The 24,275-nt window shown below is 48.7% G+C and carries 22 protein-coding genes; 16 read left to right on the top strand and 6 right to left on the bottom strand.

Going from position 1 to position 24,275, the window contains the following annotated elements:
• Positions 1–160 precede the first annotated feature (160 nt).
• A complete protein-coding gene (locus tag MKY98_RS24985; protein WP_029518668.1) occupies positions 161–1,174 on the top strand; it encodes a LacI family DNA-binding transcriptional regulator in 1,014 nt (337 codons plus the stop codon).
• A gap of 181 nt (positions 1,175–1,355) precedes the next feature.
• Here MKY98_RS24985 and MKY98_RS24980 read toward each other — a convergent pair whose 3' ends face one another.
• Entirely contained in the window at positions 1,356–2,312 is a 957-nt protein-coding gene (locus MKY98_RS24980) for a sugar kinase (protein ID WP_039271772.1), read from the bottom strand.
• Positions 2,313–2,652: 340 nt separating this feature from the next.
• Here MKY98_RS24980 and kduI point away from each other — a divergent pair, with 340 nt between their 5' ends.
• From kduI to MKY98_RS24940, 8 genes are all read left to right on the top strand, one after another.
• Positions 2,653–3,483 (top strand): 5-dehydro-4-deoxy-D-glucuronate isomerase, encoded by an 831-nt coding sequence (gene kduI / locus MKY98_RS24975; RefSeq protein ID WP_029518666.1) that lies wholly within the window; start codon positions 2,653–2,655, stop codon positions 3,481–3,483.
• A 78-nt stretch (positions 3,484–3,561) separates the two neighbouring features.
• Positions 3,562–4,206 (top strand): bifunctional 2-keto-4-hydroxyglutarate aldolase/2-keto-3-deoxy-6-phosphogluconate aldolase, encoded by a 645-nt coding sequence (locus tag MKY98_RS24970; RefSeq protein WP_029518665.1) that lies wholly within the window; start codon positions 3,562–3,564, stop codon positions 4,204–4,206.
• A gap of 49 nt (positions 4,207–4,255) precedes the next feature.
• A complete protein-coding gene (gene kduD, locus MKY98_RS24965; protein WP_069010990.1) occupies positions 4,256–5,032 on the top strand; it encodes a 2-dehydro-3-deoxy-D-gluconate 5-dehydrogenase KduD in 777 nt (258 codons plus the stop codon).
• 247 nt (positions 5,033–5,279) lie between these two features.
• On the top strand, positions 5,280–6,518 hold the full coding sequence (locus MKY98_RS24960; protein ID WP_069010989.1) for a CynX/NimT family MFS transporter: 1,239 nt from the start codon (positions 5,280–5,282) through the stop codon (positions 6,516–6,518).
• Positions 6,499–7,650 (top strand): winged helix-turn-helix domain-containing protein, encoded by a 1,152-nt coding sequence (locus MKY98_RS24955; protein WP_069010988.1) that lies wholly within the window; start codon positions 6,499–6,501, stop codon positions 7,648–7,650. The genes MKY98_RS24960 and MKY98_RS24955 overlap by 20 nt, the downstream gene beginning before the upstream one ends.
• Positions 7,651–7,741: 91 nt before the next feature.
• Positions 7,742–9,103 (top strand): MFS transporter, encoded by a 1,362-nt coding sequence (locus MKY98_RS24950; protein WP_069010987.1) that lies wholly within the window; start codon positions 7,742–7,744, stop codon positions 9,101–9,103.
• Between the two features lie 63 nt (positions 9,104–9,166).
• The gene (locus MKY98_RS24945) at positions 9,167–9,757 is read left to right on the top strand and encodes a GNAT family N-acetyltransferase (protein WP_069010986.1); all 591 of its coding nucleotides are present in this window, start codon (positions 9,167–9,169) and stop codon (positions 9,755–9,757) included.
• A gap of 354 nt (positions 9,758–10,111) precedes the next feature.
• Entirely contained in the window at positions 10,112–11,299 is a 1,188-nt protein-coding gene (locus MKY98_RS24940) for a cation:proton antiporter (RefSeq protein WP_069010985.1), read from the top strand.
• Between the two features lie 159 nt (positions 11,300–11,458).
• Here the strand turns inward: MKY98_RS24940 and MKY98_RS24935 are convergent, their stop codons facing one another.
• Entirely contained in the window at positions 11,459–12,094 is a 636-nt protein-coding gene (locus MKY98_RS24935; protein WP_029518658.1) for an NAD(P)-dependent oxidoreductase, read from the bottom strand.
• A 260-nt stretch (positions 12,095–12,354) separates the two neighbouring features.
• Between MKY98_RS24935 and MKY98_RS24930 the strand changes: the two genes are divergently transcribed.
• The 4 genes from MKY98_RS24930 (at position 12,355) to MKY98_RS24915 (ending at position 17,516) form a co-directional block, all read left to right on the top strand.
• Positions 12,355–13,308, top strand: a complete 954-nt coding sequence (locus MKY98_RS24930) for an alpha/beta hydrolase (protein WP_029518657.1) — start codon at positions 12,355–12,357, stop codon at positions 13,306–13,308.
• 205 nt (positions 13,309–13,513) lie between these two features.
• Complete coding sequence (locus MKY98_RS24925) at positions 13,514–14,071, top strand: glycerol-3-phosphate responsive antiterminator (RefSeq protein ID WP_069010984.1); 558 nt, start codon at positions 13,514–13,516, stop codon at positions 14,069–14,071.
• Positions 14,072–14,128: 57 nt separating this feature from the next.
• Positions 14,129–15,619 carry a glycerol kinase GlpK gene (gene glpK, locus MKY98_RS24920; RefSeq protein ID WP_069010983.1) on the top strand — a complete coding sequence of 497 codons (1,491 nt, stop codon included), beginning with the start codon at positions 14,129–14,131 and terminating at the stop codon, positions 15,617–15,619.
• Between the two features lie 193 nt (positions 15,620–15,812).
• Positions 15,813–17,516, top strand: coding sequence for a glycerol-3-phosphate dehydrogenase/oxidase (locus MKY98_RS24915; RefSeq protein WP_069010982.1), 1,704 nt, complete (start codon positions 15,813–15,815; stop codon positions 17,514–17,516).
• Between the two features lie 149 nt (positions 17,517–17,665).
• Here MKY98_RS24915 and MKY98_RS24910 read toward each other — a convergent pair whose 3' ends face one another.
• Both MKY98_RS24910 and MKY98_RS24905 read right to left on the bottom strand, forming a co-directional pair.
• Positions 17,666–18,343: a CidB/LrgB family autolysis modulator gene (locus MKY98_RS24910; RefSeq protein ID WP_029518653.1), complete on the bottom strand. Its 678-nt coding sequence runs from the start codon at positions 18,341–18,343 to the stop codon at positions 17,666–17,668.
• Entirely contained in the window at positions 18,340–18,711 is a 372-nt protein-coding gene (locus MKY98_RS24905; protein ID WP_029518652.1) for a CidA/LrgA family protein, read from the bottom strand. Before MKY98_RS24905 ends, MKY98_RS24910 begins: the two co-directional genes overlap by 4 nt.
• 131 nt (positions 18,712–18,842) lie before the next feature.
• On the opposite strand from MKY98_RS24905, the gene cidR reads away from it, so the two are divergent.
• Positions 18,843–19,730: a cidABC operon transcriptional activator CidR gene (gene cidR, locus MKY98_RS24900; protein WP_256026053.1), complete on the top strand. Its 888-nt coding sequence runs from the start codon at positions 18,843–18,845 to the stop codon at positions 19,728–19,730.
• 83 nt (positions 19,731–19,813) lie between these two features.
• On the opposite strand, the gene MKY98_RS24895 is transcribed toward cidR, so the two are convergent.
• Together MKY98_RS24895 and MKY98_RS24890 are read right to left on the bottom strand one after the other, a co-directional pair.
• A complete protein-coding gene (locus MKY98_RS24895; RefSeq protein ID WP_013312483.1) occupies positions 19,814–19,987 on the bottom strand; it encodes an aspartyl-phosphate phosphatase Spo0E family protein in 174 nt (57 codons plus the stop codon).
• Between the two features lie 134 nt (positions 19,988–20,121).
• Positions 20,122–21,198 carry a GGDEF domain-containing protein gene (locus tag MKY98_RS24890; RefSeq protein ID WP_029518651.1) on the bottom strand — a complete coding sequence of 359 codons (1,077 nt, stop codon included), beginning with the start codon at positions 21,196–21,198 and terminating at the stop codon, positions 20,122–20,124.
• Between the two features lie 169 nt (positions 21,199–21,367).
• Between MKY98_RS24890 and MKY98_RS24885 the strand changes: the two genes are divergently transcribed.
• Positions 21,368–23,740 carry an ATP-dependent DNA helicase gene (locus MKY98_RS24885; RefSeq protein WP_069010980.1) on the top strand — a complete coding sequence of 791 codons (2,373 nt, stop codon included), beginning with the start codon at positions 21,368–21,370 and terminating at the stop codon, positions 23,738–23,740.
• Positions 23,730–24,239, top strand: coding sequence for a MarR family winged helix-turn-helix transcriptional regulator (locus MKY98_RS24880; RefSeq protein WP_029518649.1), 510 nt, complete (start codon positions 23,730–23,732; stop codon positions 24,237–24,239). Before MKY98_RS24885 ends, MKY98_RS24880 begins: the two co-directional genes overlap by 11 nt.
• The last annotated feature ends 36 nt before the right edge of the window (positions 24,240–24,275 follow it).

The following is a 24,275-nucleotide window of genomic DNA, read 5'->3' as shown; positions in this document are numbered from 1 at the left end:
TGCCGGGAGAACCATCCTTTTATACAGTGGCACGATAGGCAATTTTGAAGTTCAACTTATATCATAATGGCTTTCATAAATAGAAGTCTGGTAAATTTACTAAAAAAAAGATATACTTTTGTTGCACTAACGCAGTACATGAAAGACAAGGAGTGTACCGATGAAGAAGCCGACGATTGAAGATGTTGCCCAGAAGGCAGGAGTGTCTAAAAGCACTGTCTCGCAATTTCTGAACAAACGATATAAATATATGAGCGACCAGACAAGGGACCGGATTGCCGAAGTTATTCAAGAGCTGAATTATCAGCCTAACGGGCTGGCCCGCAGCTTGAAGCAGAACCGGACATTTATGGTGGGAGTCATTGTAGCCAACATTGATTATACGCTGTCGATCCAGTCTATCCGTGCGATTGAGGAGGAATTGCAGCTTTTCGGCATTCAGGTGATCATTTGCAACGCCGATGAAAACCCCGACAAGGAAGGCCAGTATATTGAGATGCTCAAGGCCCGTCAAGTGGACGGCTTAATTATCTTCCCGACAGGCAAGCATGCAGACATTTACAACCAGCTCATTCGTGAAAAGTATCCATTGGTGTTTTTGGACCGCTTGGTGGACGGTGTCAATACACGTAGCCTGCTGTTGGATAACGAAATGGCGATTAAGCTGGCGATTCAGGAACTTGTGGCTCACAAGCATGAGCGAATTGCGCTGATTACCTTGCCCCTTGGCTTGAATCGGATTACTCCACGAGTGGAGCGGCTCAGCGGATACAAGAAGGCATTGGAAGAGCATGGCATGCCATTTCGAGAAGAATATATGCACAGCGTGCCGAGAGAAGAAATCCAGCAGACGCTGAAGGAGCTTTTCCAACTGCCTGAGCCGCCGACTGCGCTGTTGGCCGGGAATGATATCGTGTTGGCTGAGGTGTTGAAGTATGTGAATGCCCGCCGTATACGCATTCCGGCAGAGCTGTCCATTATCGGAATTGACGATGCGGAGTTTGCCCATATTTACAATCCGCCGATTACGACCATTACGCAACCGATTGCGGATATGGGGAAGCAGGCGGCAAAAACGCTGCTGTCCAGTATTGAGGAAGGCGGCGAATCGGTTCCGATTATTTACCGATTTGTGCCGGATATCAATCGGGGAGAATCCGTCAAAACGCTGTAGACGAGCATCATGTCTTATATTATAAAATAGCCCGTATTCCTTTGTACGACCTGAGTATGCGTATGCTGCTCAGGTCACACAAATGCGAATACGGGCTATTGGAAGTTAAGCCGACTTTGGATGCGGCCTTTGTTGAGCTTGCGCTCATAGCAGTGAAGGTTACGCGGGGGATGATCCCGGACTAATTTGTGCTGGCGCTGAGCAAAAAAGATTCCAGTTCGGCTCGCGTCGGATAGCCATCCATGTCTCCGGCTGACATGACAGCCAGCGCACCAAGTGCATTACCGCGTTTGACTGCCTCTGCCAGGGGCAAGCCTTCCAGTAGCGCGCTGATAACACCTGCGGCAAATCCGTCACCCGCACCGACGGTATCCACGACATGATCTACGCGGAAGCGTTTGACATATCCCTCAGCATCTGCGGATTTGTAATATGCGCCTTCGGTTCCCAGCTTGATGATGACCAGTGAGGTACCACGGTCAAGGTAGAACGAAGCAATATCCTCGGGCGAAGTATAGCCCGTCAATATTTTACCTTCATGAATCCCCGGTAGAAGCCAGTCGCATCCCTCAGATGCTTCGTTAATCGCCTCCACCATCGTTTGTGTGTCAGGCCATAATTTGGGTCTTAGGTTAGGGTCGAAGGATACAGTTTTGCCTGCCTTCTTCATGAATTGCCGCGCATGTCGTGCGAATTCGCGGCATTCAGCGGAGAGGGCAACGGAAATACCTGTAAAATGCAGATGGCGAGCCCCGGCAAAGTAAGCTTCGTTAAAATCAGCGATGCTCAGTGTGGAAGCGGCGGAATGCTTGCGGAAGTATTCCACCTCGGGGTCCCCACTTATAACTTTGGATTTAATCAGCATCCCGGTAGAGTGGTCTTTGGTAAACATGACATTCTGGGTGTCGATTCCTTCCTGACGTAGCGCATCGGCAATGAACTTGCCGAACGTATCCTCGCCGAGTTTGGTTACGAGTCCGGCTCGTAGCCCCAAACGCGACAAACCTGCCGAAACATTCGTCTCTGCCCCGGCCAACGCTTTGGTGAATGAACGCACCTCATCCAGAGAGCCTGCTTCATTGGCGTAAAACATGGCCATCGGTTCTCCGAAGGTAACAGCATCCAATGTTGCGGTCATTTGAATTCCTCCTTGTGTTTAGTAAACTTAATCTGTAAGCGCATGCACCAACTGAATAAATTGAAATTATCACATAAATCGGTTTTTCACAATGATGAAGTTGATATATTTGCTAAAAACTTTTTGGGTAATATAGATAAAAAAATGTGGTTTTGTTTATCAAAAGGTAAAAAACGTGTGAAACTTCGTGTGTATTAAGGGTTTTTCTAGGAAAATCGAAGTTTTAGGTTGACACCCCCTTAGATAATTATTACAATTCTAGCTAAGAAGTAGAGTTAGAAACCGCTTTTATAACAATTCCGTTGATAAAAAAGTTTATCTAAACAGGAGGAATGTTTTTATGGAAATGCGTTATTCAACTCATCCCGAACATGCCAAACATTTTACGACTGAAGAGTTGCGTCAGCACTATCTAATCCAGGAACTGTTTGTACCTGAGGAGGTAAAGCTGGTCTATACGCATGAAGATCGTGTCATTATCGGGGGCATTTATCCCGTGAATAAATCTGTTGCACTGGAAGGTAACGATCAAATCAAAGCGGAAACTTTCCTGGAGCGCCGCGAACTGGGCATTTTTAATGTTGGGGGTAGCGGTACGGTCAAGGTGGACGGTGAAACTTACGAGCTGGCCACAAAAGACTGTCTCTACGTAGGTAAAGGTGGCAAGGAGTTGATCTTTGAAAGCGATTCCAGTGGAAAGCCTGCGAAATTTTATATCGTTTCGGCCCTGGCTCATACCACGTATCCGACGACGAAACAGTCTTTTGCCGATGTACCGTCTGAAAGTCTGGGTTCGCAGGAAACAGCTAACAACCGTACGTTGCGTCGCTTTATCCATGATGAAGGCATTCAAAGTTGCCAATTGGTTATGGGGATGACGACGTTGGAAAACGGCAGTGTATGGAACTCTATGCCGACACATGTTCATGACCGTCGGATGGAAGTATATTTCTACTTTGAACTGGATGAGAACGCAAGAATGTTCCACCTGATGGGTGAACCGAACGAAACGCGCCATCTGGTAATGAAAAATGATGAAGCCGTTATTTCTCCACCTTGGTCTATCCACTGTGGTGCGGCTACGGGCAGCTATACCTTCATTTGGGGCATGGCCGGTGAAAATAAAACATACAAAGACATGGATCAGGTTGCCATGAGCGAGTTGCGTTAATCCGATTAGTGTATTGGAGCGTAAACCTGCAAGCGGCTGAGGTACATGGTCATCCCATTCGTGGAAAGGATCAGGAACATGACGAAAAAGAAAGTTTTGGAACATATCACTTCGGTAGGTGTCGTCGCAGTCATTCGGGGAAACACAGCGGAGGAAGCGTATCTCATGTCTAAAGCCTGCATTGAAGGCGGCTTGGATAATATTGAGCTTACATTTACGACGCCGGATGCGGATCAGGTCATTCGAAGATTGAAAGACGAATTTAAGGATCGGGCAGTGATTGGTGCAGGAACGGTACTGGAGTCACTGACGGCGAGAATTGCTATTCTGGCCGGAGCAGAGTTTGTCGTGAGTCCTTCTTTTGAAGAAGAAACAGCGAAGCTATGCAATTTGTACGCGATTCCTTATATGCCTGGCTGTATGACGCTGAATGAGATCAAGGAAGCCATGAAATTGGGCAGCGATGTCGTGAAGTTGTTCCCGGGAAGTGCGATGGGAGCGGACTTTGTTAAGGCCGTTAGAGGTCCGATGCCTCATGTACAGATTATGCCAACGGGTGGCGTTGATCTGGACAATATGGAAACCTGGTTGCGTAACGGATGTGTAGCCGTGGGAATTGGGGGTAATTTGACGGCTCCAGCCAAAGAGGGTCGCTACGACTTGATCACAGAAAATGCAGCACGTTATGTAGCTAAATATAAAGAAGTACGCGCAGCGCTGTAGGCTTCAGGAAATATAGGTTTTTATACTAATTTGTGATGGAGGCGTAGGCATGGGTCTGGACCATTTTTCATTAGATTTTTTCAGTCTAAAAGGTAAAACGGCGATTGTAACAGGAGGCAACACTGGTTTGGGTCAAGGGTATTCCGTAGCTTTGGCCAAAGCGGGTGCAGACCTGTTCATTGTAGCTAACAATGATGAATATGAAGAAACAAGACGTTTGCTGGAGCCAACGGGTGTGAAGGTTGCCTTTTATCAGGCTGATCTGACAGAGAAAGAATCCATTAAAAAAATTGTAGAAGAATGCGTCAATGAATTCGGTAAAATTGATATCCTTGTAAACAATGCAGGTACGATTCGTCGCGCCCCTCTGCTGGAGTATAAAGATGAGGATTGGGACGCTGTCATGGAGATTAACCTGAATGCCGTATATCATCTGAGCCAGGAAGTGGCAAAGGTGATGGTAGAGCAAAAAAGCGGGAAGATTATCAATGTCGCTTCTATGCTTGCTTTTCAGGGTGGCAAATTTGTTCCGCCGTATACAGCGAGTAAGCATGCGGTAGCTGGTTTGACCAAGGCATTTGCGAACGAGCTGGCAGTTCATAACGTTCAGATTAATGCGATTGCGCCGGGTTATATTGCTACGGCAAATACAGCTCCAATCCGTGCGGATGAAAATCGCAATCAAGAAATCCTGTCGCGTATTCCTGCGGGTCGTTGGGGCGATCCGTCTGATTTGATGGGAGTTGTGGTTTTCCTCGCCAGTCAGGGTTCCGACTATATGAACGGTCATATCTTGGCGGTGGACGGCGGCTGGCTGGTACGTTAAGCAGCGCTGGTCGCATCGAAGTTTATGAACTGGAAGCTGCCTCAAAAGGAAACTATCCTTTCAGGCAGCTTTTATTTTTTCAATGAAGCTATATGCTGAACTTGAAGACTTGGGGCGCTGTGTCGATCCGTCCTATGCATATGGCACGAATGCCTTTATAATTTAATGAGATAAAAATTGCTAGGCTCCAGCCGTACACTTGGTTGGAGCCTTTGAGCATAACACAGATAGATTGGAGAATGGAGAGATGAGTTCACAGCAACACCAACGAGCTTTGGTATACAAATCTTTGTGGCATGCCGGTCCTTGGGTGCTTGCCGTAGGGATCATTCTGGTAGGTGCCAATCTGCGCGCCTCGATTACCTCGGTAGGACCTCTTATCGGTTTGATTAAGGATTCTTTGTATATTTCAAATACACTGAGTGGCCTATTAACGACATTGCCGCTGCTGGCTTTTGCCCTGTTGTCGCCTTTTGTAGCCAAACTGTCGCGCCGCTTCGGATCGCCTCTTATTATTTTTGCAGCCTTGCTGCTGTTGACCGCAGGTATTGTAGTGCGCTCAACGTTAGGGGTTACTGCATTATTTGTCGGGACCGCCATGCTGGGACTGGCTATTGCCGTCTGTAATGTGTTGCTGCCCAGTCTGATCAAAGAGGAGTTTCCTCGCAACAGCGGACTGATGACCGGTGTATATTCAGTATCTATGAACGTGGTCGCTGCAACAGCATCCGGGCTGAGTATACCGCTGGCTCTGAACGGAGGTATGGGATGGCGAGGTGCTTTGGGAATATGGGGGATTGTAGGTGTCGTAGGGATTTTACTCTGGGTGCCACAACTCCTTAAGGCAGGAAAAACGGCTAATAAAGCGGCGGTGTCTGCCCGAACCGTGAATGTATATACATCGTCTTTGGCTTGGAAGGTGACGCTGTTTATGGGGCTGCAATCTGCCTTGTTCTATGTTCCTGCCGCTTGGTTTCCCGAAATGATGAGCGGACAGGGAATGGATTCAGAGACTGCGGGATGGATGCTGTCCGTGCTGCAGTTTTCGCAAATGCCATTTACTTTTATTGTGCCTATTTGGGCGGCGCGGGTGAAGGATCAGCGGGTATTGGTTTTGATTATGGCTGCGCTATATTTTATCGGTCTGGGTGGATTTCTGCTTGGAGCTACACAGTGGAGTGTGATTTGGGTCATTTGTATCGGTATAGCGGGTGGTTTTGCTTTCCCGTTAGTGATGATGTTCTTCAATTTGCGGACGCGGACACCGCAGCAGGCAGCAGAGCTGTCGGGTATGGCTCAATCCTTTGGGTATTTGTTGGCCGCGACAGGACCGACGCTGTTCGGTTATTTGCATGATGCGACACAAGGCTGGACAATTCCGCTGCTACTGCTCTTATGCCTGAGTGTTCTGCTTATGTTTATAGGGCTGGGTGCAGCCAAGAAACGATATGTCGGAGGCGAGGTGGATGATCAGACTGCAATTTGATGCAGACGGTTACAGTGTGATTTGTAGTGCAGGTCGTGTTATGTTGTTGGCTAAAGAGTTTGCGCTGTTGCGCTTTCTGTACGATAACCGGAATCAGGTGTTCACCCGGGAACAACTGCTGGATCGGGTGTGGCCGCTGGAGTATCCGGTGGAGCGTACGGTGGATGATCATATCTACAGATTGCGCAAAAAACTGAAGTCATGGGAGGGGCTCCGTATTCATACGGTTAGAGGGTATGGTTACAGCTTGACCTTGACTGACGTGCAGCCACAGAATCATCCGTCCTTGCACGATCAGGAGGTGCAGGACGCCGTACATGGACTATTCCGGAAATACCAGCTGCTGGGGCAGGGAAATTCCATCGTAGCGCTGGCTGCCCAGCAGGAGCAGATGGGTTTTGAATTGTCAGTCTTTTATCAAATGTATACCCGTTTTGTACAGGCCGATGTGTCATGGTTCTTGGAGCGGGAGGACTTTACACGCGCAGATCGATTGTATTGGATGCTGCTGCTATATATGTGCACAGCAGGGGTGACGGATGAGGGGCTTGCTCTATGTGAGTGTGCGCTTTCCAGCAGGCTGCTGTCCAGTGAACAGGAACGGGAATTACGTATTCTCAACATCCTGGAGGCTTATGTAGAGAATGGACAACCTGAACGCGCACAGGAAGGTCTGCCACTGACCATGATGGTCATGGAACGGGATAATCTCGATAAATTTGTGATGCCTGTTGCACTAATGGAGATGTATATGCATCTGGTTGCCAATTATATGGAAAAGGCTGCGGAACTGTCTGATCGTCTGGAAGGCATGCTGTCGGAGGCTCCGTATTTACGCGAGCTGGGCCGTTATCGCATGATGCGCGGACTTATGCTGTTGCGTACTGGAGATGTGGATAACGCCGAGCGGCTGATGGATGAGGGATTGGATACCCTTGATATGGCTAAACAGGAATTGCTACAAATCAAAGCGGTAAGTCAAATTCGCTCGTTCTTGAAGCTTTGCGGTTCCTATCCAGCGCTGGAAGAGAAGTATACCGCTCAATATGATCAGCTTGACCGGGACAACAGCTTAACACTGCATCGTCCAGCGCTAAGGCGCTGGCTGGAACAAACACTTTCTACCGTCTGATGTTTTAGCTGTCTGACTTTCCTCTGATATAGACCCGCTAGAATGTTCTTATTGCTAAAGAAGCTGAAAATGAGAGCAGGGTGAGTAGATAATGAAGGAAAAGAAAGAACTGCATTCCACGCCTAGCATTTGGCACAATGGCCGTTTTCGGCGGATGTTTGCGGCGCACACGGCTGCTTCCTTTGGCGATTGGTTTGATGCTATCGCCATTCAGGTGCTTGTTGCTTATCGCTGGGAAGCCGACCCTATGCTGATTGCGCTGATTCCGGTAGTGATGGCGCTACCGGGTCTGCTGCTGGGTTCCATCGCGGGCACGTTAGCTGACCGGGTACACAAGGCCCGGCTGATGATCGTCTGCGATGCAGCTATTGCCTTATTGACGCTGGCCATTCTCGCCGTACCGGGTCCGGTATGGCTGCTGCCTTTGCTCGGTCTACGCGCGGCGGCTGGCGTATTTCAAATGCCTTCACAGCAAGGCTTGACCCGTACGGTAGTCGCCAGCGACGACCTGTTTCGGGCGACCTCGCTGAATGGGTTGGTCAATCAGGCCTCCAAAGTGGCAGGGCCGCTACTGGGCGCTATGACCTTGACTGTGTTGTCTCCCCAGGCATGCATTATTCTCAATGCATTGCTGCGCCTCTGTTCCGGCCTGCTGCTGTGGCCGCTTCGCGGAATCGGTCCGGCGCTGGTCAGCCCAGACCAACAAGCTGTTGCAGCCGAGCAGCATGGAAAGTCTGCTACGCATACAGCGCCTGAGGCTGATGAAGTCAAAATGCGGGAGGAGCATGTCCGCGCATCTCGCTTTTTCAACCAATGGCGTGAGGGCTGGGCGTTCTTATGGCGCAGTCGAATGCTTTTGCATACGCTCATATTCGGACTTTTCGGCTTAATCGCCATTCTCATGATCGACTACCAGTTCCCTACGCTGCTGCGAGTGCTCGCTCCAGGTAATGAATCGCTGCTTGGCTGGCTGGTTTCAGCCATTGGTGCTGGCGCCGTCGGCTGTATGCTTGTGCTTAATCGCTTGAATCGCATAAGCGCAGGCTGGGGGCTCGGTGGTGGGTATGTGCTGGTTGGCGGAGCTATTGCTGCTTTAGGCTGGGCGCAGCCCGGAACAGGATGGCCCGTCCTACTTATGATCGGGGCTGTGCTGGGCGTGGGCAACGGCCTGTACATTATCACCCAGAATTATATATTACAAGCCAAAACCCCTGCTGATATGGTAGGACGCGTCTTCGGTATCCAAAGTACCGTGATTGGAGCAATCATGGTCGTTTCGCCGCTTGCCGGGGGAGTATTGATCCGAATAGCAGGGGCGGGAACGGCTTTTGTCTGGATCGGAATGACTGTTGGAATTCTGGGTTTGGCAGGACTACTGCTTCAATCCGTAATTTGGCGCGAGTCCCTCGCTGATTCTAGCCTGACTACGGAGCAAAATGCAGACCTTGCGTAGTCGAACTTGCGCAATAATTTACTTCGATTTACGTCATTTATATTTTTTAGCATGGGAGAGATCATGATGGCTCAACAAACTTCAGCCCCAGAGCCTGTGGCACGATTACTTGAAGGATCACGGGTATACTTGCGTCCCGTTAACGTGGAGGACACGGAGCTATACTATAATACATTGTTCCATCAGGATGTGCGGAGACTGACAGGCACACAACGCAGTTTTACCAAGGATCAAATTGCCCGTTATATTGAAGCTAAAGGACAGGATTCCTCAAGCCTGCTGCTCTTGATTGCGCTTCGCGAAGATGATCGTGTCATCGGAGATATAGCTCTGCAGGATATGGACAGCCTGAACCGCAGTGCCAACATCCGTGTTGCGATCAATGAGCAGGGAAATCAGGGGAAGGGCTACGGCACTGAAGCGCTTGTACTCATGCTGGGTTACGGATTCGGTATCTGTAACCTGCATCGGATTGAGCTGAATGTATTTGACTTTAATGAACGTGCCATTCGTTGTTATGAAAAAGTAGGCTTTCAGCGTGAAGGTGTACAGCGGGATGCTTTATTCTACAATTATGAATACCATGATTCGATTCTGATGAGTATGCTGGACCACGAATACCGCGACCGCTACGTGAAAAAAGTAGAAAATTGATTCAGCACGTTTACACGGGTTAACAGAAGAGATATAATTAAAAGATAAAGTTGCTTGTTTGCGCAAGTATGACCGACAACATCAAATGAAGATATGAATTACCGGAGGAGCCTGTCACCAAGGCTCCTTTATGTCTTTTTAGGGGAACCTGTGCTGTATTTCGGGTTCCCCTTTTTATTTTGCGAGCTGTCCGTTAAGGTCAGACACATATTTTGCACGTTTGTTTTACATTTTATGATTAGGATTTGCAAAATTCGATTCCAGTCGCTCCGATCTATATCTTGTTCATTGGAAGTCGCTTATGGGATTTTTGCAAATAAGTTCAAGGATTAAACAAAAGGAGGTTATCAGCCTATGCAATTTATATTGTATCTTCTGCTGATTCTGTTGTTCACAAAAGTCGCGGGTCATGTGTCTGTCAGGCTCGGTCAACCAGCAGTGCTAGGAAAGCTGATCGCAGGAATTGTGCTGGGCCCAGCGGTATTAGGATGGGTTGAGAATGATTCGCTGATTCATGATATGTCTGAAATCGGCGTGCTGTTGCTGATGTTCATTGCTGGACTGGAGACGGATCTGGATCAACTTCGACGTAATTGGAAGCCTGCGGTAGCTGTGGCGGTTGGAGGTATTATTTTACCGCTAATTTGTGGTTTTGGTGTAGGGGAAGCCTTTGGATTCTCGGTGCATGAAGGCTGGTTTCTAGGGATCATTCTGAGTGCTACCTCGGTAAGTATTACCGTACAGGTGCTCAAGGATATGAACAAGCTGAATACCCGAGAGGGCTCGACCATTTTGGGTGCGGCGGTGCTGGACGATGTGCTTGTTGTGGTACTGCTAGCGGTAGTAATGAGTATATTCGGTATGGGTGGAGAGACTTCGCTGGGACTTCTTGTTGGCAAAAAGCTAGTTTTCTTCGTCGTAGCTATTCTGGGGGGCTGGTTCGTTGTTCCGTGGATTATGAAAATACTCGCTCCACTCAAGGTGACTGAAGCAGTCATCACGACTGCGTTGATTATTTGCTTTGGGTTTGCGTATTTTGCAGATATGTTGGGGATGGCGGGCATTATCGGGGCTTTTGCTGCCGGGATTGCCATTGCACAAACAAGCTTTAAGCACGTCGTAGAAGAAAAGGTGGAACCCATCGCTTATTCCATCTTTGTTCCTGTTTTTTTTGTCAGCATTGGATTAAATGTTTCCTTTGAGGGAGTAGGGCAGCAGCTCGGATTTGTTGTTGTTTTGACACTGATTGCGCTGGTGACGAAGTTAGTGGGAGGAGGCCTCGGCGCGCGGCTGACGGGCTTCAATAACCGTTCTTCTCTTGCGATTGGCTCCGGTATGATATCACGTGGCGAGGTCGCACTTATTATTGCAGCTACCGGTCTACAGTCGGGTCTGTTGGCACAGCAATATTTTACATCCGTGATCATTGCCGTCATTTTGACAACGTTGGCTGCACCTCCAATTCTCAAGCTGTGTTTTAGCAATAAGAGGGAGACTTCCGCTCACGATACAGAAAAGAAGGCCAGCATTGATAAGTTGTAATGAGAGTATCAACAGGTCATAACAAAAAGACCCTTCGGGTTCAGTTTCTCATAGTGTGCATGGAAAGTCCGATTTTAGAGTAGAGCGGACTTTCCATGCAGCATGAGAACATGGGCGAAGGGTCTTTTTTATGCTAAATGTGCTGCAAGAATAGAGAAATTAGGACTCGGACACCACTGTGAAGCGTTGGTTCAGATGTTGTGGTTTTTCGATTTCGTCCACTACGGCAACTGCATAATCTTCGTAACTGACATAGCTTGCACCTTTGGAATTAACCAACAGTGTGTCTTTTCCTACTTGGTAAGAGCCTGTACGTTTACCCAGTGCAAATTCCGCAGAAGGGCTAATAAAGGTCCAGTTCAGGTCGCTGGTACCACGCAAAATTTCCAGGTTTTTTCCTTGGTTGTTGGCTGTTGGATATACGAAATCAGGGAAGCCAGGAGCGTCTTTTACCAAAAGTGTTTGGGATTCATCAGTGAACAAGCTGCCTGCACCACCTACGACAATCAGGCGAGTACCGGATACATTACGCAGGGCTTCGATCAGTACGTTACCTGCATCGACATGCAGATGCTCTTGTCCGAGTGGAGCGGCAAATGCATTAACAACTACGTCAAAACCTTTCAGATCATCTGTTTTCAGATCAAAAACGTCTTTTTGTACCACAGTAGCACGACTTTCTGTTACTTTGGACGAGTCACGGACGATGGCGGTTACTTCATGCCCTCTGTCTAATGCTTCTTTTACGATATTATTTCCTGCTTTACCGGTTGCACCAATAACTGCAATTTTCATAATAGATAGCCTCCTATAAATATGATGTGGATGATTCATTCGTTTGATCGTAAGTGTACTCAGTGCATTTACGAACTTTAATATGTAACTATTATAGTTACAATATAAAATAAAAGTCAAGCTCTTCTGTTGGGCAAACTAAAGTCCTCCGATTGGAAAGAGAGGAACTCGTTTAAATATATAAGGTAAAACTGAATGAGCAAACTTAAGCCAAAATGGATATATGTAGACCACAGAAAAGAAAGGAAGAGTGAATCGATATGAGTAAAAAAGTACAGCTTGAACCCGCAGCACAGAAATTTGCAGACGATAATGCCAAGCCTCCGTTTCTATATGATTTGGGTCCTGAAAAAGGACGTGAAACGGTCAATGAGGTTCAATCCGGCCCAGCAGACAAACCTGCCGCAGATGTAGAAGATCTAACTATTCCAGGCGGGCCTGGCGGTGAGGTGAAGGTCAGAATTGTTCGCCCACAACAGGTGACAAGCGATCTCCCGGTCATTGTATATATTCACGGAGCAGGCTGGGTATTCGGTAATGCTCATACGCATGATCGCCTGATTCGTGAATTGGCAGTCGGCTCACAGGCAGCAGTTGTATTTCCAGAATACAGCTTGTCCCCTGAAGCTAAATATCCGACGGCGATTGAGGAAATTTACGCGGTCGTTCAATGGGTGGCACAGCACGGACGCGAGCATGGGCTGAAGCCCGATACGCTGACGGTAGCCGGAGACAGTGTGGGCGGTAATATGACGGCGGCCGTAACGCTGCTGGCCAAAGAACGTAGCGGCCCTACCATTCGCCAGCAGTTGCTGTTCTATCCAGTGACGGATGCTTCCTTTGACACAGAATCATATCATGAGTTCGCCACAGGATATTTCCTGAGCCGCGAAGGGATGCAATGGTTTTGGGATCAATATACGACGGATCCCAACGAACGAGCGCAGATCACGGCGTCCCCATTACGTGCCACCACAGAACAGCTCGAAGGGCTACCACGTGCGCTGGTCATTACAGGTGAGGCCGATGTGCTGCGCGATGAAGGCGAGGCCTATGCGGACAAGCTACGTGAAGCGGGGGTGGATGTGACCGCTGCACGCTTTCAGGGCATCATCCACGACTTTGTGATGCTGAACCCATTGTCTGAAACCGCGGCCAAGCGCGGTGCGATCATGCTCGCTACCTCATGGCTGCGCCAAGGGTTTGAGGGCTAGTACACTATAGAGCATTTTAAGGGTGTCGTCGTGTGATTTGATCCAGTTCTTTGAATGATTAGGCTGTCTTCTTCCTGCTGACATCTATTGCAGGGAAGGCAGCCTTTATACATATCTGCAATGAAACCGCTTCACGTTCGTCGAACAGAGTGATAATATAAAATTTGAACGAGTTTGACCGACATTCAGCCTAAGGGGGATATCCATGCCATTTCAGGGACAACGCATTTTACCTGCAGCTAAGCATATGAAGCAGCTGGAGGGTATTTTGGACAGTTCTTATGAGTATGCGGTTTTTCTGGATACGCATGTAGCGCAGCTGCGCAACCTGTACCAGATGGCTAGAAGTCGCAGCAAGCAAATGCTCCTGCATGCCGATCTGGTGCAAGGCTTAAAGAATGACGAGTATGCGGCTGAATATTTGTGTCAGGAAATTAAGCCATTTGGGATTATTTCGACCCGGTCCGGGGTGATTGCAACCGCTAAAAAAAAGGGGATTCTTGCTGTACAGCGGGTATTCCTACTCGATACGATTGCGCTGGAGAAAAGTTACGCGCTGGTGGAAAAAACACGACCCGATTATATTGAGGTGCTGCCTGGTGTTGTTCCACCTATGATTAAGGAAGTCAGCGAACGCACAGGCATTCCTATTTTGGCGGGCGGACTTATTCGCACCCCTGAGGATGTGGAAGCGGCGTTGGCTGCGGGAGCCACAGCAGTTACGACCTCCAATAAACAATTGTTCGAGCATTATAAGCCATAGCTTTTATTTGAATCAAGTGGGCAACAATACATAAATATGCAAGGAGGCTGGAAAACGATGGAGCAATACATCCTTGCCTTGGATCAGGGCACAACCAGTTCGCGGGCCATCTTGTTTGATCGGCAGGGAACAGTGGTATACAAGGCACAACGGGAGTTCCCACAGTATTTTCCCCAGCCCGGGTGGGTAGAGCAAAACGCCAATGAAATATGGAGCTCTATTTTGGCCGTCATCGCCTCCTGCTTGTCAGAATCAGGTGTGAAAGCCAGCCAAATTGCCGGGATTGGTATTACGAATCAACGGGAAACCGTAGTGGTGTGGGATAAACATACGGGTCTGCCTGTATATCATGCACTGGTATGGCAGTCACGGCAAACAGCCGGGATCTGCGAGGAATTGAAAAGCCGTGGATTTGATCATATTTTTCATAGCAAAACGGGACTACTCATTGATCCCTACTTTTCTGGCACCAAGGTCAAATGGATACTCGACAACGTCGAAGGGGCACGAGCTCAAGCGGAGCGTGGGGATTTGCTGTTTGGTACGATTGATACCTGGCTAATCTGGAGATTGTCTGGTGGTAAAGCACATGTAACAGACTACTCCAATGCGGCCCGCACACTCATGTACAACATTTATGAGCTAAAATGGGATGAGGAGCTGCTGGATATTCTCGGCGTTCCTGCGTCTATGCTACCAGAGGTGAAATCATCTTCTGAGATATATGCGCATACGGTGGATTATCACTTTTTCGGACAGGAAATCCCTATTGCCGGAGCGGCAGGCGATCAACAAGCCGCTCTGTTCGGTCAGGGATGCTTTGACAAAGGCATGATTAAAAATACATACGGTACGGGATGCTTTATGCTGATGAATACCGGAGATGAACCCTGTGACTCGGAACATGGACTGATTACGACCATTGCATGGGGGCTGAATGGTCAGGTGAAGTATGCGCTGGAGGGCAGCATTTTTGTAGCGGGGTCTGCTATTCAGTGGTTGCGTGACGGGTTGCGCATGTTCCGCGAGGCCAGAGATAGTGAAGCGTATGCGGCGCGTGTGACCTCGACGGAAGGGGTATATTTTGTCCCGGCCTTTGTGGGTCTGGGCAGCCCGTATTGGGACAGTGACGTGCGCGGTGCGACATTTGGTTTGACGCGGGGAACGACCAAGGAGCACTTTATACGAGCGGTACTGGAATCGCTGGCCTACCAGACTAAAGATGTCCTAACTGCCATGGCGAGCGATTCGGGTGTACCTGTGCGTTCAATGCGTGTAGATGGAGGTGCAGTGATGAACGAGTTCCTGATGCAGTTCCAGAGCGATATTCTCGATCTGCCTGTAGAACGACCTGCTGTGAACGAGACAACTGCACTCGGTGCGGCGTATTTAGCAGGACTGGCAGTTGGGTTCTGGAGCAGTTTGGATGAGGTCCGGGGGTATGCGCAAAGTGATCATACCTTTACTCCGTCCATGAGTGAAGACGTGCGGGCTGATCTTTATGGTGGCTGGAAAAAGGCAGTTCATGCCGCAATGGCGTTCAAGTAGCAGGCAGATTTCCCTTTTCATAGCGTATCGTGTGTGCTACGATATAGATAAGTTAATACTCGTCAGGAGACTTGGAGAGACCATGAACCGCTCGGCATCCGCCGCAGCGATGTTCGTGGTCTTTTTTTGTACCTTATGATGAGTCGGTTGGCAGATTGCATCGTGAATATATACAAAGCTGGAGGGATACATGATGGGAGAACAGGGATTTGCTGCGCAGGAGAGAACCGCTGTCTTGGAACGTATGGGACATGAGCATTTTGATATATTAATCATTGGCGGCGGCATTACAGGGGCGGGTATTGCGCTGGATGCGGCGGATCGTGGTTTGAAGACAGCATTGGTGGAGATGCAGGATTTTGCAGCAGGTACGTCCAGCCGCTCGACCAAGCTAGTGCATGGGGGTCTTCGTTATTTGAAGCAGTTGGAAGTTAAGATGGTAGCTGAGGTGGGGAAGGAGCGGGCAATTGTATTCGAAAATGGTCCACATGTGACCATACCGGAGCGTATGTTGCTTCCTTTTCACAAGGGCGGCACGTTTAACGCATTTACCACCTCTATCGGGCTGCTGGTATATGATTTCCTTGCTGGTGTTAAGCGTAGTGAGCGCCGTCGTATGCTGGACATCCAGGCTACACTAGAGCGCGAGCCTTTGCTGAAGCGTGATGGACTGAAGGGAAGCGGCAGCTATGTGGAGTATCGTACAGATGACGCTCGCCTGACGATTGAGGTCATGAAGGAAGCTGTTACACGAGGGGCGCTGGCGGTGAACTATGCCAAGGCTGACAAGCTGCTGTATGACAAAGGACGAATAAGCGGTGCAAGCGTAACGGACCGGGTAACGGGAAAACCATACGAAATTCGAGCTTCGCTGGTTATTAATGCAGCTGGACCATGGGTAGACACGCTGCGGGAAATGGATCGCTCCAAGGAGGGTAAGGTGCTACGCCTGACGAAAGGTATTCACCTAGTGTTCGATGCTGAGCGCTTTCCGCTCAAACAGGCAGTGTACTTCGATACACCGGATGGACGCATGGTATTTGCCATCCCGCGTGATGGAAAAACTTATGCAGGTACGACTGACACGGTGTATGAGGGGGATACGGCGCATCCCCGGATGACCGTCGAAGATCGGGCGTATGTGCTTCAAGCGATCAACGGAATGTTCCCGGATGTGAAGCTGACTGTTACGGATGTAGAATCCAGTTGGGCAGGGGTACGGCCGCTCATTTATGAAGACGGTAAAAGCCCTTCAGAAATTTCACGTAAGGACGAAATTTGGGAATCCCGCTCAGGTCTGATCACGATTGCAGGCGGCAAGCTGACGGGCTACCGGAAAATGTCCGAACTCGTCGTGGATCGTGCGGTACGGGAGCTGGGGGGCTTGCATGGGCAGAGCTTCCGGGCATGCCGCACCAGACACATCCCGATTTCGGGTGGCAGCGTAGGCGGCTCGGCGGGCTGGGACGCGTACGTAGGTAAGCAAACCGCAGCAGGTGTTGCACTCGGCCTGTCGCCTGAAACGGCTAGAGCATGGGCAATCCGCTATGGCTCCAACACAGAGCGGCTGTTTGCGATAGCGGCACGCAGCATGAAGGAGACTACCGAGAAGGAAGCGGCACTGCCTGTGGAAGTGCGTGTCCCGCTCCTGTATGCGATGGAACAGGAAATGACGGTGACACCGTCTGATTTTTTCATACGGCGAACGGGAGCACTTTTCTTCCAGATTGACGAGGTGAAGCGCTGGAAACAGCCTGCCATCGCATGGATGTCCGAACATGTAGGCTGGAGCGCCGCGCAAGAACGACAATATACGGCTGAGCTGGATGCTTACCTGTATGAAGCTGTAACGCCTTTAGAGGTAGAGGTGAAACAAGGTGACGTTAAAGCCATCTAATAGGAACGAGGATGCGTATCCTTTACCGCTCCGCTTCTCTACCATCGTTTCGTTCTCACCACTGCTTTATGTGGAAAAGGGGCCTACAAAACAAAAACAGCGATTCTCTTGTTATTGGAGAATCGCTGCTTTTTTTGTATGCAGATTGTTTACAGCATCAAGTGGAACAGGAACGGGGCGGCTGCCAAGGTAAAGAGAGCGGCGAGCACCATCGAGATGCTGGATATCGTCCCCGTCAGCAAACTGAACTCGAATGCTTTGGAAGTGCCCGTACCATGAGCACCGGTACCGAGCAGTACCCCACGGGAGACTTCATTTTCGATACGGAACAGTTTTACAATCACTGGACCGATAATAAGACCGCTCAATCCGGTCAGAATAACGAATACAGCTGTGACCGTCGGATTGCCGCCAATCGTTTGCGATACATTCATCGCAATGGGTGTCGTAATGGAGCGAGGAATCAGGCTGCTCAGCAGCGAAGAATTCAGGTGCATCCACTTGGCAAGCGCCATGGAGGACAACACGGCTACAACAGATCCAGACAGCACGCTAAGCACGATTTGGGTAGCGTGTTTTTTTAACACTGGGAAATATCGGTACAAAGGGACAGCAAATGCAATCGTAGCTGGCTGTAGCAGCATGGACAGCAAGTGGGCGCCCGAATTATAAGAACGGTAATTCACACCCGTCAGCGTCAAAATCAAAATGATAACAACAGGTGTAATGAGCAATGGAGACAAATACACCTTGGGCAGTGTGCGGTACATGCGTTTGGCCATCCAGTAAATAGCGAGTGTCAATACAATACATAGAAGACCGATCATGATGATTTATGCTCCTTTCGTTTACCAAGCAGACTGGCGACCATACCTGTGCAGGCCATCACCAGAAAGGTGCCGAGCAACACGACCAGCATAATGCTCATACCATCGTGTTCCAGCATCGGCCAATAATTCATGACGCCGACAGCGGAGGGAATAAAGAATAATAGCAGCTCGGCCAGCAACCAGTTTGCGCCAACTTCAATCCAGCTTAGCCGGACCAAGCCGGTTTGCAGCAGAATAAAAAGGATTAGCATACCAATGATACTACCGGGTATAGGCAGGTGGAGCCAGGAGACTACCGCGTTCAGGATGAGCGAAAAGGCCATCAGGACGGCGATCTGGAGGACACCGCGTATGAAGCTTTTCATATATAATGACTCCTATCTTTGTGATCGGTTATTTTCAAACTGTAATGAAATTTTACATCACAAGCTTTCATGAGTAAAATGCATATAAAGAATATAATCTATTCCGTTTATCTATGGGAGAAGGTGTAGCTTTGGATATCCGACATTTACAATATTTTTTGGAAGTCGCGCGGTTGCGTAGCTTTACAAAGGCAGCCCAGAGCATGTTTATTACCCAGCCGACGATCAGTAAGACGATTAAAAGTCTAGAAGATGAACTGGGGGTCGCTTTGTTCGACCGAATTGGCAAAAGAATCGAACTGACAGACGCGGGCAAGGTCATTGAGCTCCAAGCACAAGCGATTGTAAAGTCCTTTCAGAGTCTGTCCTCGGAGCTGAGTGATTTGATGAACCTGAAAAAGGGACATATCCGTATTGGCCTGCCCCCTATGGTCGGATCGAGCTTTTTTCCGCGTGTCATTGGAGAATTCCATAAGGCATATCCTGATGTGACCATTCAATTATTTGAGGACGGGGCGAAGAAAGTGGAACGGGACGTAGAAGCCGGGGCATTGGATATCGGGGTGATCGTGCTGCCCGCAGTTGGAGATATGTTTGAGACATTTCTGTTTGTGGAGGAAAAGCTGAATTTGCTCGTTCATCCTACGCATGCATTGGCAGATTGCAAGGAGGTACCGTTATCTGCGTTGGCGGAGGAGGCGTTTGTACTGTTCCGTGAGGATTTTACGCTGCATGACCGTATCATTGCGGAATGTGTTCGTGCCGGCTTTCAGCCGCGTGTAGTGTACGAAAGCTCACAATGGGATCTGATTAGCGAAATGGTTGCTGCAAACCTGGGAGTAGCTCTGTTGCCGGAGGCCATTTGCCGAGATCTGGATTCTGAGCGCTTGCGTGTTCTTCCATTGGTAGACCCCGTCATTCCTTGGCATTTGGGGATGATTTGGCGGAACGATCGCTACCTGTCCTTTGCCGCCAGAGAATGGATATCGTTCACACAGCAATTGTTGCGGACGGAATAGGGCGGGAAGTAGTCAGTCCGCGAGAAGGTGAGTACGATGCAGAATAAAAAAGCTGCCCTGAGGGGCAGCGATGTAGCTTGCTTCTATGAGTGTGTTTGGTTTATTGCACGCTTGGTGTGAAGGTACTTGTCCATAATACGGTCAAGTCTGGAGGATTTGTCCAATACACGTTCATCTTTTAATCCGTGTAAGTCAGCCATGCGATTCAGTTCACGGCGTTCTTTTTCCATGAGTTTTTCCAATTGTTCGAGGTTCACAAAGCCCACCCCCCATGTCGATTGTAAGGCATGTCTCCACTAGCGGCAGAAGTTTTTTTGATAACGATGTTATTTCCATTTTACCACTTTTTATTAACAATAATCCAGCTTTCCTGACATTTAGCGACTAATATCTATGGTTTTGCCAGTTCTACCCGATTGCGTCCTGATCGTTTAGCTTCATACAATGCCTCGTCTGCTTTTTCCAATAAACGCCTCGATGCAATAACAGGAGAGCTGCCTGCCCCGATGGATACGGTTAAGGAGAGTATGGTTCCGTCATTCAAGAGAAAACATTCATTTTCCACAGCTTTCCGAATCTTCTCGGCAAAGTTTGCCGCCTTTTCGGTATCACAGTCTCCGAGTAGAATTGCGAATTCCTCTCCGCCCTTACGGGAGGGATATGCTCTAGTTGTAGATTCCCGATTTAACAAAATTCCCAGTTGGCTTAAGACTGCGTCTCCGTTCAAATGGCCGTACGTATCATTAATTTTTTTAAAGTGGTCAATATCTAGCATCACAAGTCCAAAGGGTTTTTTTGTAGTCTTGGAAGCATGAAGTACCTCTTCGAACAGCGCATCAAAAGCACGCGGACTGTATAGCCCGGTTAAATGATCGCGGTTCGCAGCCTCTTCCAGCAGGTGAATAGCCCGTTCTGTTTTTTTGATATGGGACATCATAAAATAAGTGAACAAGCCGCCAAGAATCTTCACGGTTGTGATCATTATTATAGATTCTAAGTTGGGTGGATCATCCACAAAAAAAGCAGATAACAGCGACACAACAACAGCCCCAAGCACGGCTGACATCCATTTGCCGAGGGCTAGCTTTTTTTCTCGAATAAAGATAAGTGAAAGGACTAGTGTCATGAAGCAATTAACCGTAACAGTCAGAGTAATATCCGTCCATCCCCCTGTGATGTAAATACGATACAGGATGACGATCAGGGTGGTCAGCAGACCGGATACCGATCCTCCTATATAAACAGATATGATAATCGCCAATTGGCGGAGATCAACCACAAAGTGCCCACGGATCCATAAACCGGTCATCATTAACAGAATGCTAAACACGCCCAGCATTAAACCGTTTAATATCTGATGAATGAGTGCATGATTTGTCAGGTAACGTTCATATTTCCGGGAAAATAAATTTCCGAAGAATAAGAAGCTCGTTAATAACGCAAAATTGTTAATTAATTCTTTTAACATATCCCTATCCTTTATGCTGTAATGAGAGTTGTAGTATCGTGGGGAATAAAGCAAAAGGCCTCGTTTCTATATTTCGGTAAAAAGTAGGCATGAGTGAATACCAATCGACCATTAAACGATTCTTCTGTCCCTTACGTTTCGTTTATCTACGTGGTACAGTGAAAGGACTATGACCGGAACGGGTGATCGTATGAAGGAACCAATTCACATATCGGTGCGTCCACTTGTGGAATATGTGCATCGGAGCGGCAGCATTCATAGCGGCTTTCGATCGAATAGCAGTATGCTCGAAGGAACTCGCGTGCATCAGGTTATCCAGAAAGGTTACAAGGAGCATGACCGCAAAGAGGTACATTTACGTACAGAAATTCAGTATAAGGACGAATTGTTTATCATTGAAGGCCGCTGTGACGGACTGATTGAGCTGGATGGCGTATGGACGGTCGATGAAATTAAATCGATCTCTTTGCCTCTCGAAGATATTCAGGGTGACGGTCAACCCGTACACTGGGCGCAAGCATTTCTGTATGCCTATATGATTGCTCGTGAGGAACAACATCATTCCATGCAGGTCCAGCTTACTTATGTGCAGGCACACAGTGAAGACATTCGCCGATTTAGGCGCGAGCTATCCTTTACTGAGCTGGAAGCTTTCGCGCAGGAGATGATTGCTGGTTATGCACCGTATGCATTCCTGCTGAGAGCACATGCGGAAAAGCGGGATGCCAGCATTGCTATGTTGGACTTTCCCTTTGACACGTATCGTTCGGGTCAGCGAACGCTCGCGGGTTCGGTGTACAAGACGATTGCCGAAGGGGTTAACCTGTTTGCCAAAGCGCCTACGGGTATCGGTAAAACGGTATCCACTTTGTTTCCCGCGATCAAGGCGATCGGTGAGGGGCAGGTTAGGCGAGTATATTATGTAACGGCTCGTACCACCACTCGGGCAGCAGCCGAAGAAGCTTATGCCGGAATGCAGGCCCAAGGGCTGCACATGCATGTGGTGACTTTGACTGCGAAGGATAAAATTTGCTTTAAGGATGAAAATGATTGTGATGCTGGATCATGCAGCATGTGCGAGGGCTATTACGACCGGATCAACGGTGCGGTATCCGATATTTTGGCGAATGAGACGTTAATGACTCGATCGGTGATTGAGCATTATGCGCGCAAGCATAGGGTATGTCCCTTTGAATTTTCGCTGGATGTGGCGTATGCCTCGGATGGTATAATCAGTGATTATAATTATGTTTTTGATCCACGGATTTCTCTGAAAAGATTGCTGGAGGAGCACAAGCGAAAAGGTGTTGTACTGGTGGATGAGGCGCATAATCTGGTAGAACGCGGCCGGGACATGTTTTCGGCGGAAATTTTGAAATCTTCTTTTTTGGAACTGAAACGAGAATTTAAGTTGCTAAGCTCGGAGATTGCTGCGGCTGCGAGTGCAGTGAACGCACATATGATTACGCTGCGCAAGCAATATGCAGACACAGGAAAAGCAGTGGAGACAGTAGCGCCGCAAGAGGTGCTGGAGCTGCTGGTGCCCTTTGTGGAAGCTGCTGAACGTGAACTGGTAACGGGGAGTAGTACAAGTCGCGCAAGCAGTGAAAGTACGGCCTACGCATTGCTTCTGGATACGTATTTTACCGCTCAGAATATGCTGCGAATTGCTGCTTTATATGATGAACGGTACGTTACTTATGTGGAAGCGGGACGCAGTGAAGTGAGGGTCAAGCTGTTCTGCCTCGATCCTTCTCACTTGTTGGGACAAGCTATTAAGGGCTACCGCTCGGCCATTTATTTTTCCGCGACGTTGACACCGCTTGCTTATTACCGGGACATGCTCGGAGCAAACGAGGAAGATTATACGTTACAGGTTCCTTCCCCTTTCCATCAGGAGCAGTGGGATGTACGTCTGCTACCGCTCTCCATCCGTTATCGGGATCGTGAGCGTTCCAAAGGGGCGATTGCGGATATGTTGGCTGCATTGGTTGTGGAGCAAAAAGGAAATATCCTTGTATTTTTCCCGTCCTATCCATACCTGCGTGAGGTATATGAGGAGTTCATGCTTCGGGACGTGTCCGCAAATACATTGGTACAAAGTCCAGGGATGACCGAACCAGAGCGGGATCGATTTCTAGAGGCTTTCCAGCCTGGGCAAGAGCACACCTTGCTTGGCTTTGCCGTACTAGGTGGTGTGTTTGCTGAAGGTGTCGATTTACCTGGGGATCGCTTAAATGGGGTAGTAGTCGTCGGTGTCGGCTTGCCGCAAATTGGAGCAGAGCGGGATGTGCTGCGGGATTACTTTTCGGAACAGGGACGGAATGGTTTCAACTATGCGTATGTATATCCAGGGATGAACAAGGTTCTTCAGGCAGGTGGCAGGCTTATCCGCACAGAGCACGACGAAGGATTGTTGGTCCTGGTAGATGATCGTTTTGCCAAGGAACCGTATGCTTCTTTGCTGCCAGATGAATGGAAAAGCTACCGTCTGACGGAACAAGCGGGATTAAGGAAGGAATGGATAGACTATGAACTTTAATTTTCATAATGACTCCATACGCGGGGTGCTGCGTAGCTTTGGACATGAGGATGCCGAAGTAGATAATATAGAGACTTTTGTGACATTTGCGCGCTTGGCTAACGGTATTTTCAGAGAAATGGATACAGATTTGACCAAGTTGGGGGCTTCTCAGGGTCGGATTATCGTGCTTAGCCTGTTGCATTGCCACTCGCCGCATCGCATGACACCATCGGAGTTAGCGGAAAAAGCGGATGTCACGCGTGGGACCATGACGGGACTGATCGACGGATTAGAGCGGGATGGCATGATTGAACGTGTGGCTCATGAGAGTGACGGACGGATGGTGACTGTCGGATTAAAAGAGGCAGGACGAGAGCTATTAAGTAAGATAGTCCCTTATTATACGAAGCTGATTCGGTCGTGTATGTCTGAGTTTACGCCGCAGGATCATCAGATGATGAAGGGTTTGCTGGGGAAAATGAAAGGCGGTTTTGAGCGGTCCTTGCCGAAATGCTGAATTCCTGATATAGGAATAAGGAATAGGAGAGAGAAC

Source organism: Paenibacillus sp. FSL M8-0228 (assembly GCF_038007385.1).
In the GTDB taxonomy this organism is placed as follows: Bacteria; Bacillota; Bacilli; order Paenibacillales; family Paenibacillaceae; genus Paenibacillus; species Paenibacillus polymyxa_D.
This window is presented reverse-complemented; position numbering and strand designations above follow the sequence as displayed.

Coding starts and splice junctions, on each gene's coding strand:
- MKY98_RS24905 (WP_029518652.1), bottom strand. CDS start 18,711: ATGAAAAGCTTCATACGCGGTGTCCTCCAGATCGCCGTCCTGATGGCC.
- kduD (WP_069010990.1), top strand. CDS start 4,256: ATGGGTCTGGACCATTTTTCATTAGATTTTTTCAGTCTAAAAGGTAAA.
- MKY98_RS24985 (WP_029518668.1), top strand. CDS start 161: ATGAAGAAGCCGACGATTGAAGATGTTGCCCAGAAGGCAGGAGTGTCT.
- MKY98_RS24885 (WP_069010980.1), top strand. CDS start 21,368: ATGACCGGAACGGGTGATCGTATGAAGGAACCAATTCACATATCGGTG.
- MKY98_RS24945 (WP_069010986.1), top strand. CDS start 9,167: ATGATGGCTCAACAAACTTCAGCCCCAGAGCCTGTGGCACGATTACTT.
- MKY98_RS24880 (WP_029518649.1), top strand. CDS start 23,730: ATGAACTTTAATTTTCATAATGACTCCATACGCGGGGTGCTGCGTAGC.
- glpK (WP_069010983.1), top strand. CDS start 14,129: ATGGAGCAATACATCCTTGCCTTGGATCAGGGCACAACCAGTTCGCGG.
- MKY98_RS24890 (WP_029518651.1), bottom strand. CDS start 21,198: ATGTTAAAAGAATTAATTAACAATTTTGCGTTATTAACGAGCTTCTTA.
- MKY98_RS24955 (WP_069010988.1), top strand. CDS start 6,499: ATGATCAGACTGCAATTTGATGCAGACGGTTACAGTGTGATTTGTAGT.
- MKY98_RS24910 (WP_029518653.1), bottom strand. CDS start 18,343: ATGATCGGTCTTCTATGTATTGTATTGACACTCGCTATTTACTGGATG.
- MKY98_RS24940 (WP_069010985.1), top strand. CDS start 10,112: ATGCAATTTATATTGTATCTTCTGCTGATTCTGTTGTTCACAAAAGTC.
- MKY98_RS24935 (WP_029518658.1), bottom strand. CDS start 12,094: ATGAAAATTGCAGTTATTGGTGCAACCGGTAAAGCAGGAAATAATATC.
- kduI (WP_029518666.1), top strand. CDS start 2,653: ATGGAAATGCGTTATTCAACTCATCCCGAACATGCCAAACATTTTACG.
- MKY98_RS24930 (WP_029518657.1), top strand. CDS start 12,355: ATGAGTAAAAAAGTACAGCTTGAACCCGCAGCACAGAAATTTGCAGAC.
- MKY98_RS24980 (WP_039271772.1), bottom strand. CDS start 2,312: ATGACCGCAACATTGGATGCTGTTACCTTCGGAGAACCGATGGCCATG.
- MKY98_RS24925 (WP_069010984.1), top strand. CDS start 13,514: ATGCCATTTCAGGGACAACGCATTTTACCTGCAGCTAAGCATATGAAG.
- MKY98_RS24915 (WP_069010982.1), top strand. CDS start 15,813: ATGGGAGAACAGGGATTTGCTGCGCAGGAGAGAACCGCTGTCTTGGAA.
- MKY98_RS24960 (WP_069010989.1), top strand. CDS start 5,280: ATGAGTTCACAGCAACACCAACGAGCTTTGGTATACAAATCTTTGTGG.
- MKY98_RS24970 (WP_029518665.1), top strand. CDS start 3,562: ATGACGAAAAAGAAAGTTTTGGAACATATCACTTCGGTAGGTGTCGTC.
- MKY98_RS24950 (WP_069010987.1), top strand. CDS start 7,742: ATGAAGGAAAAGAAAGAACTGCATTCCACGCCTAGCATTTGGCACAAT.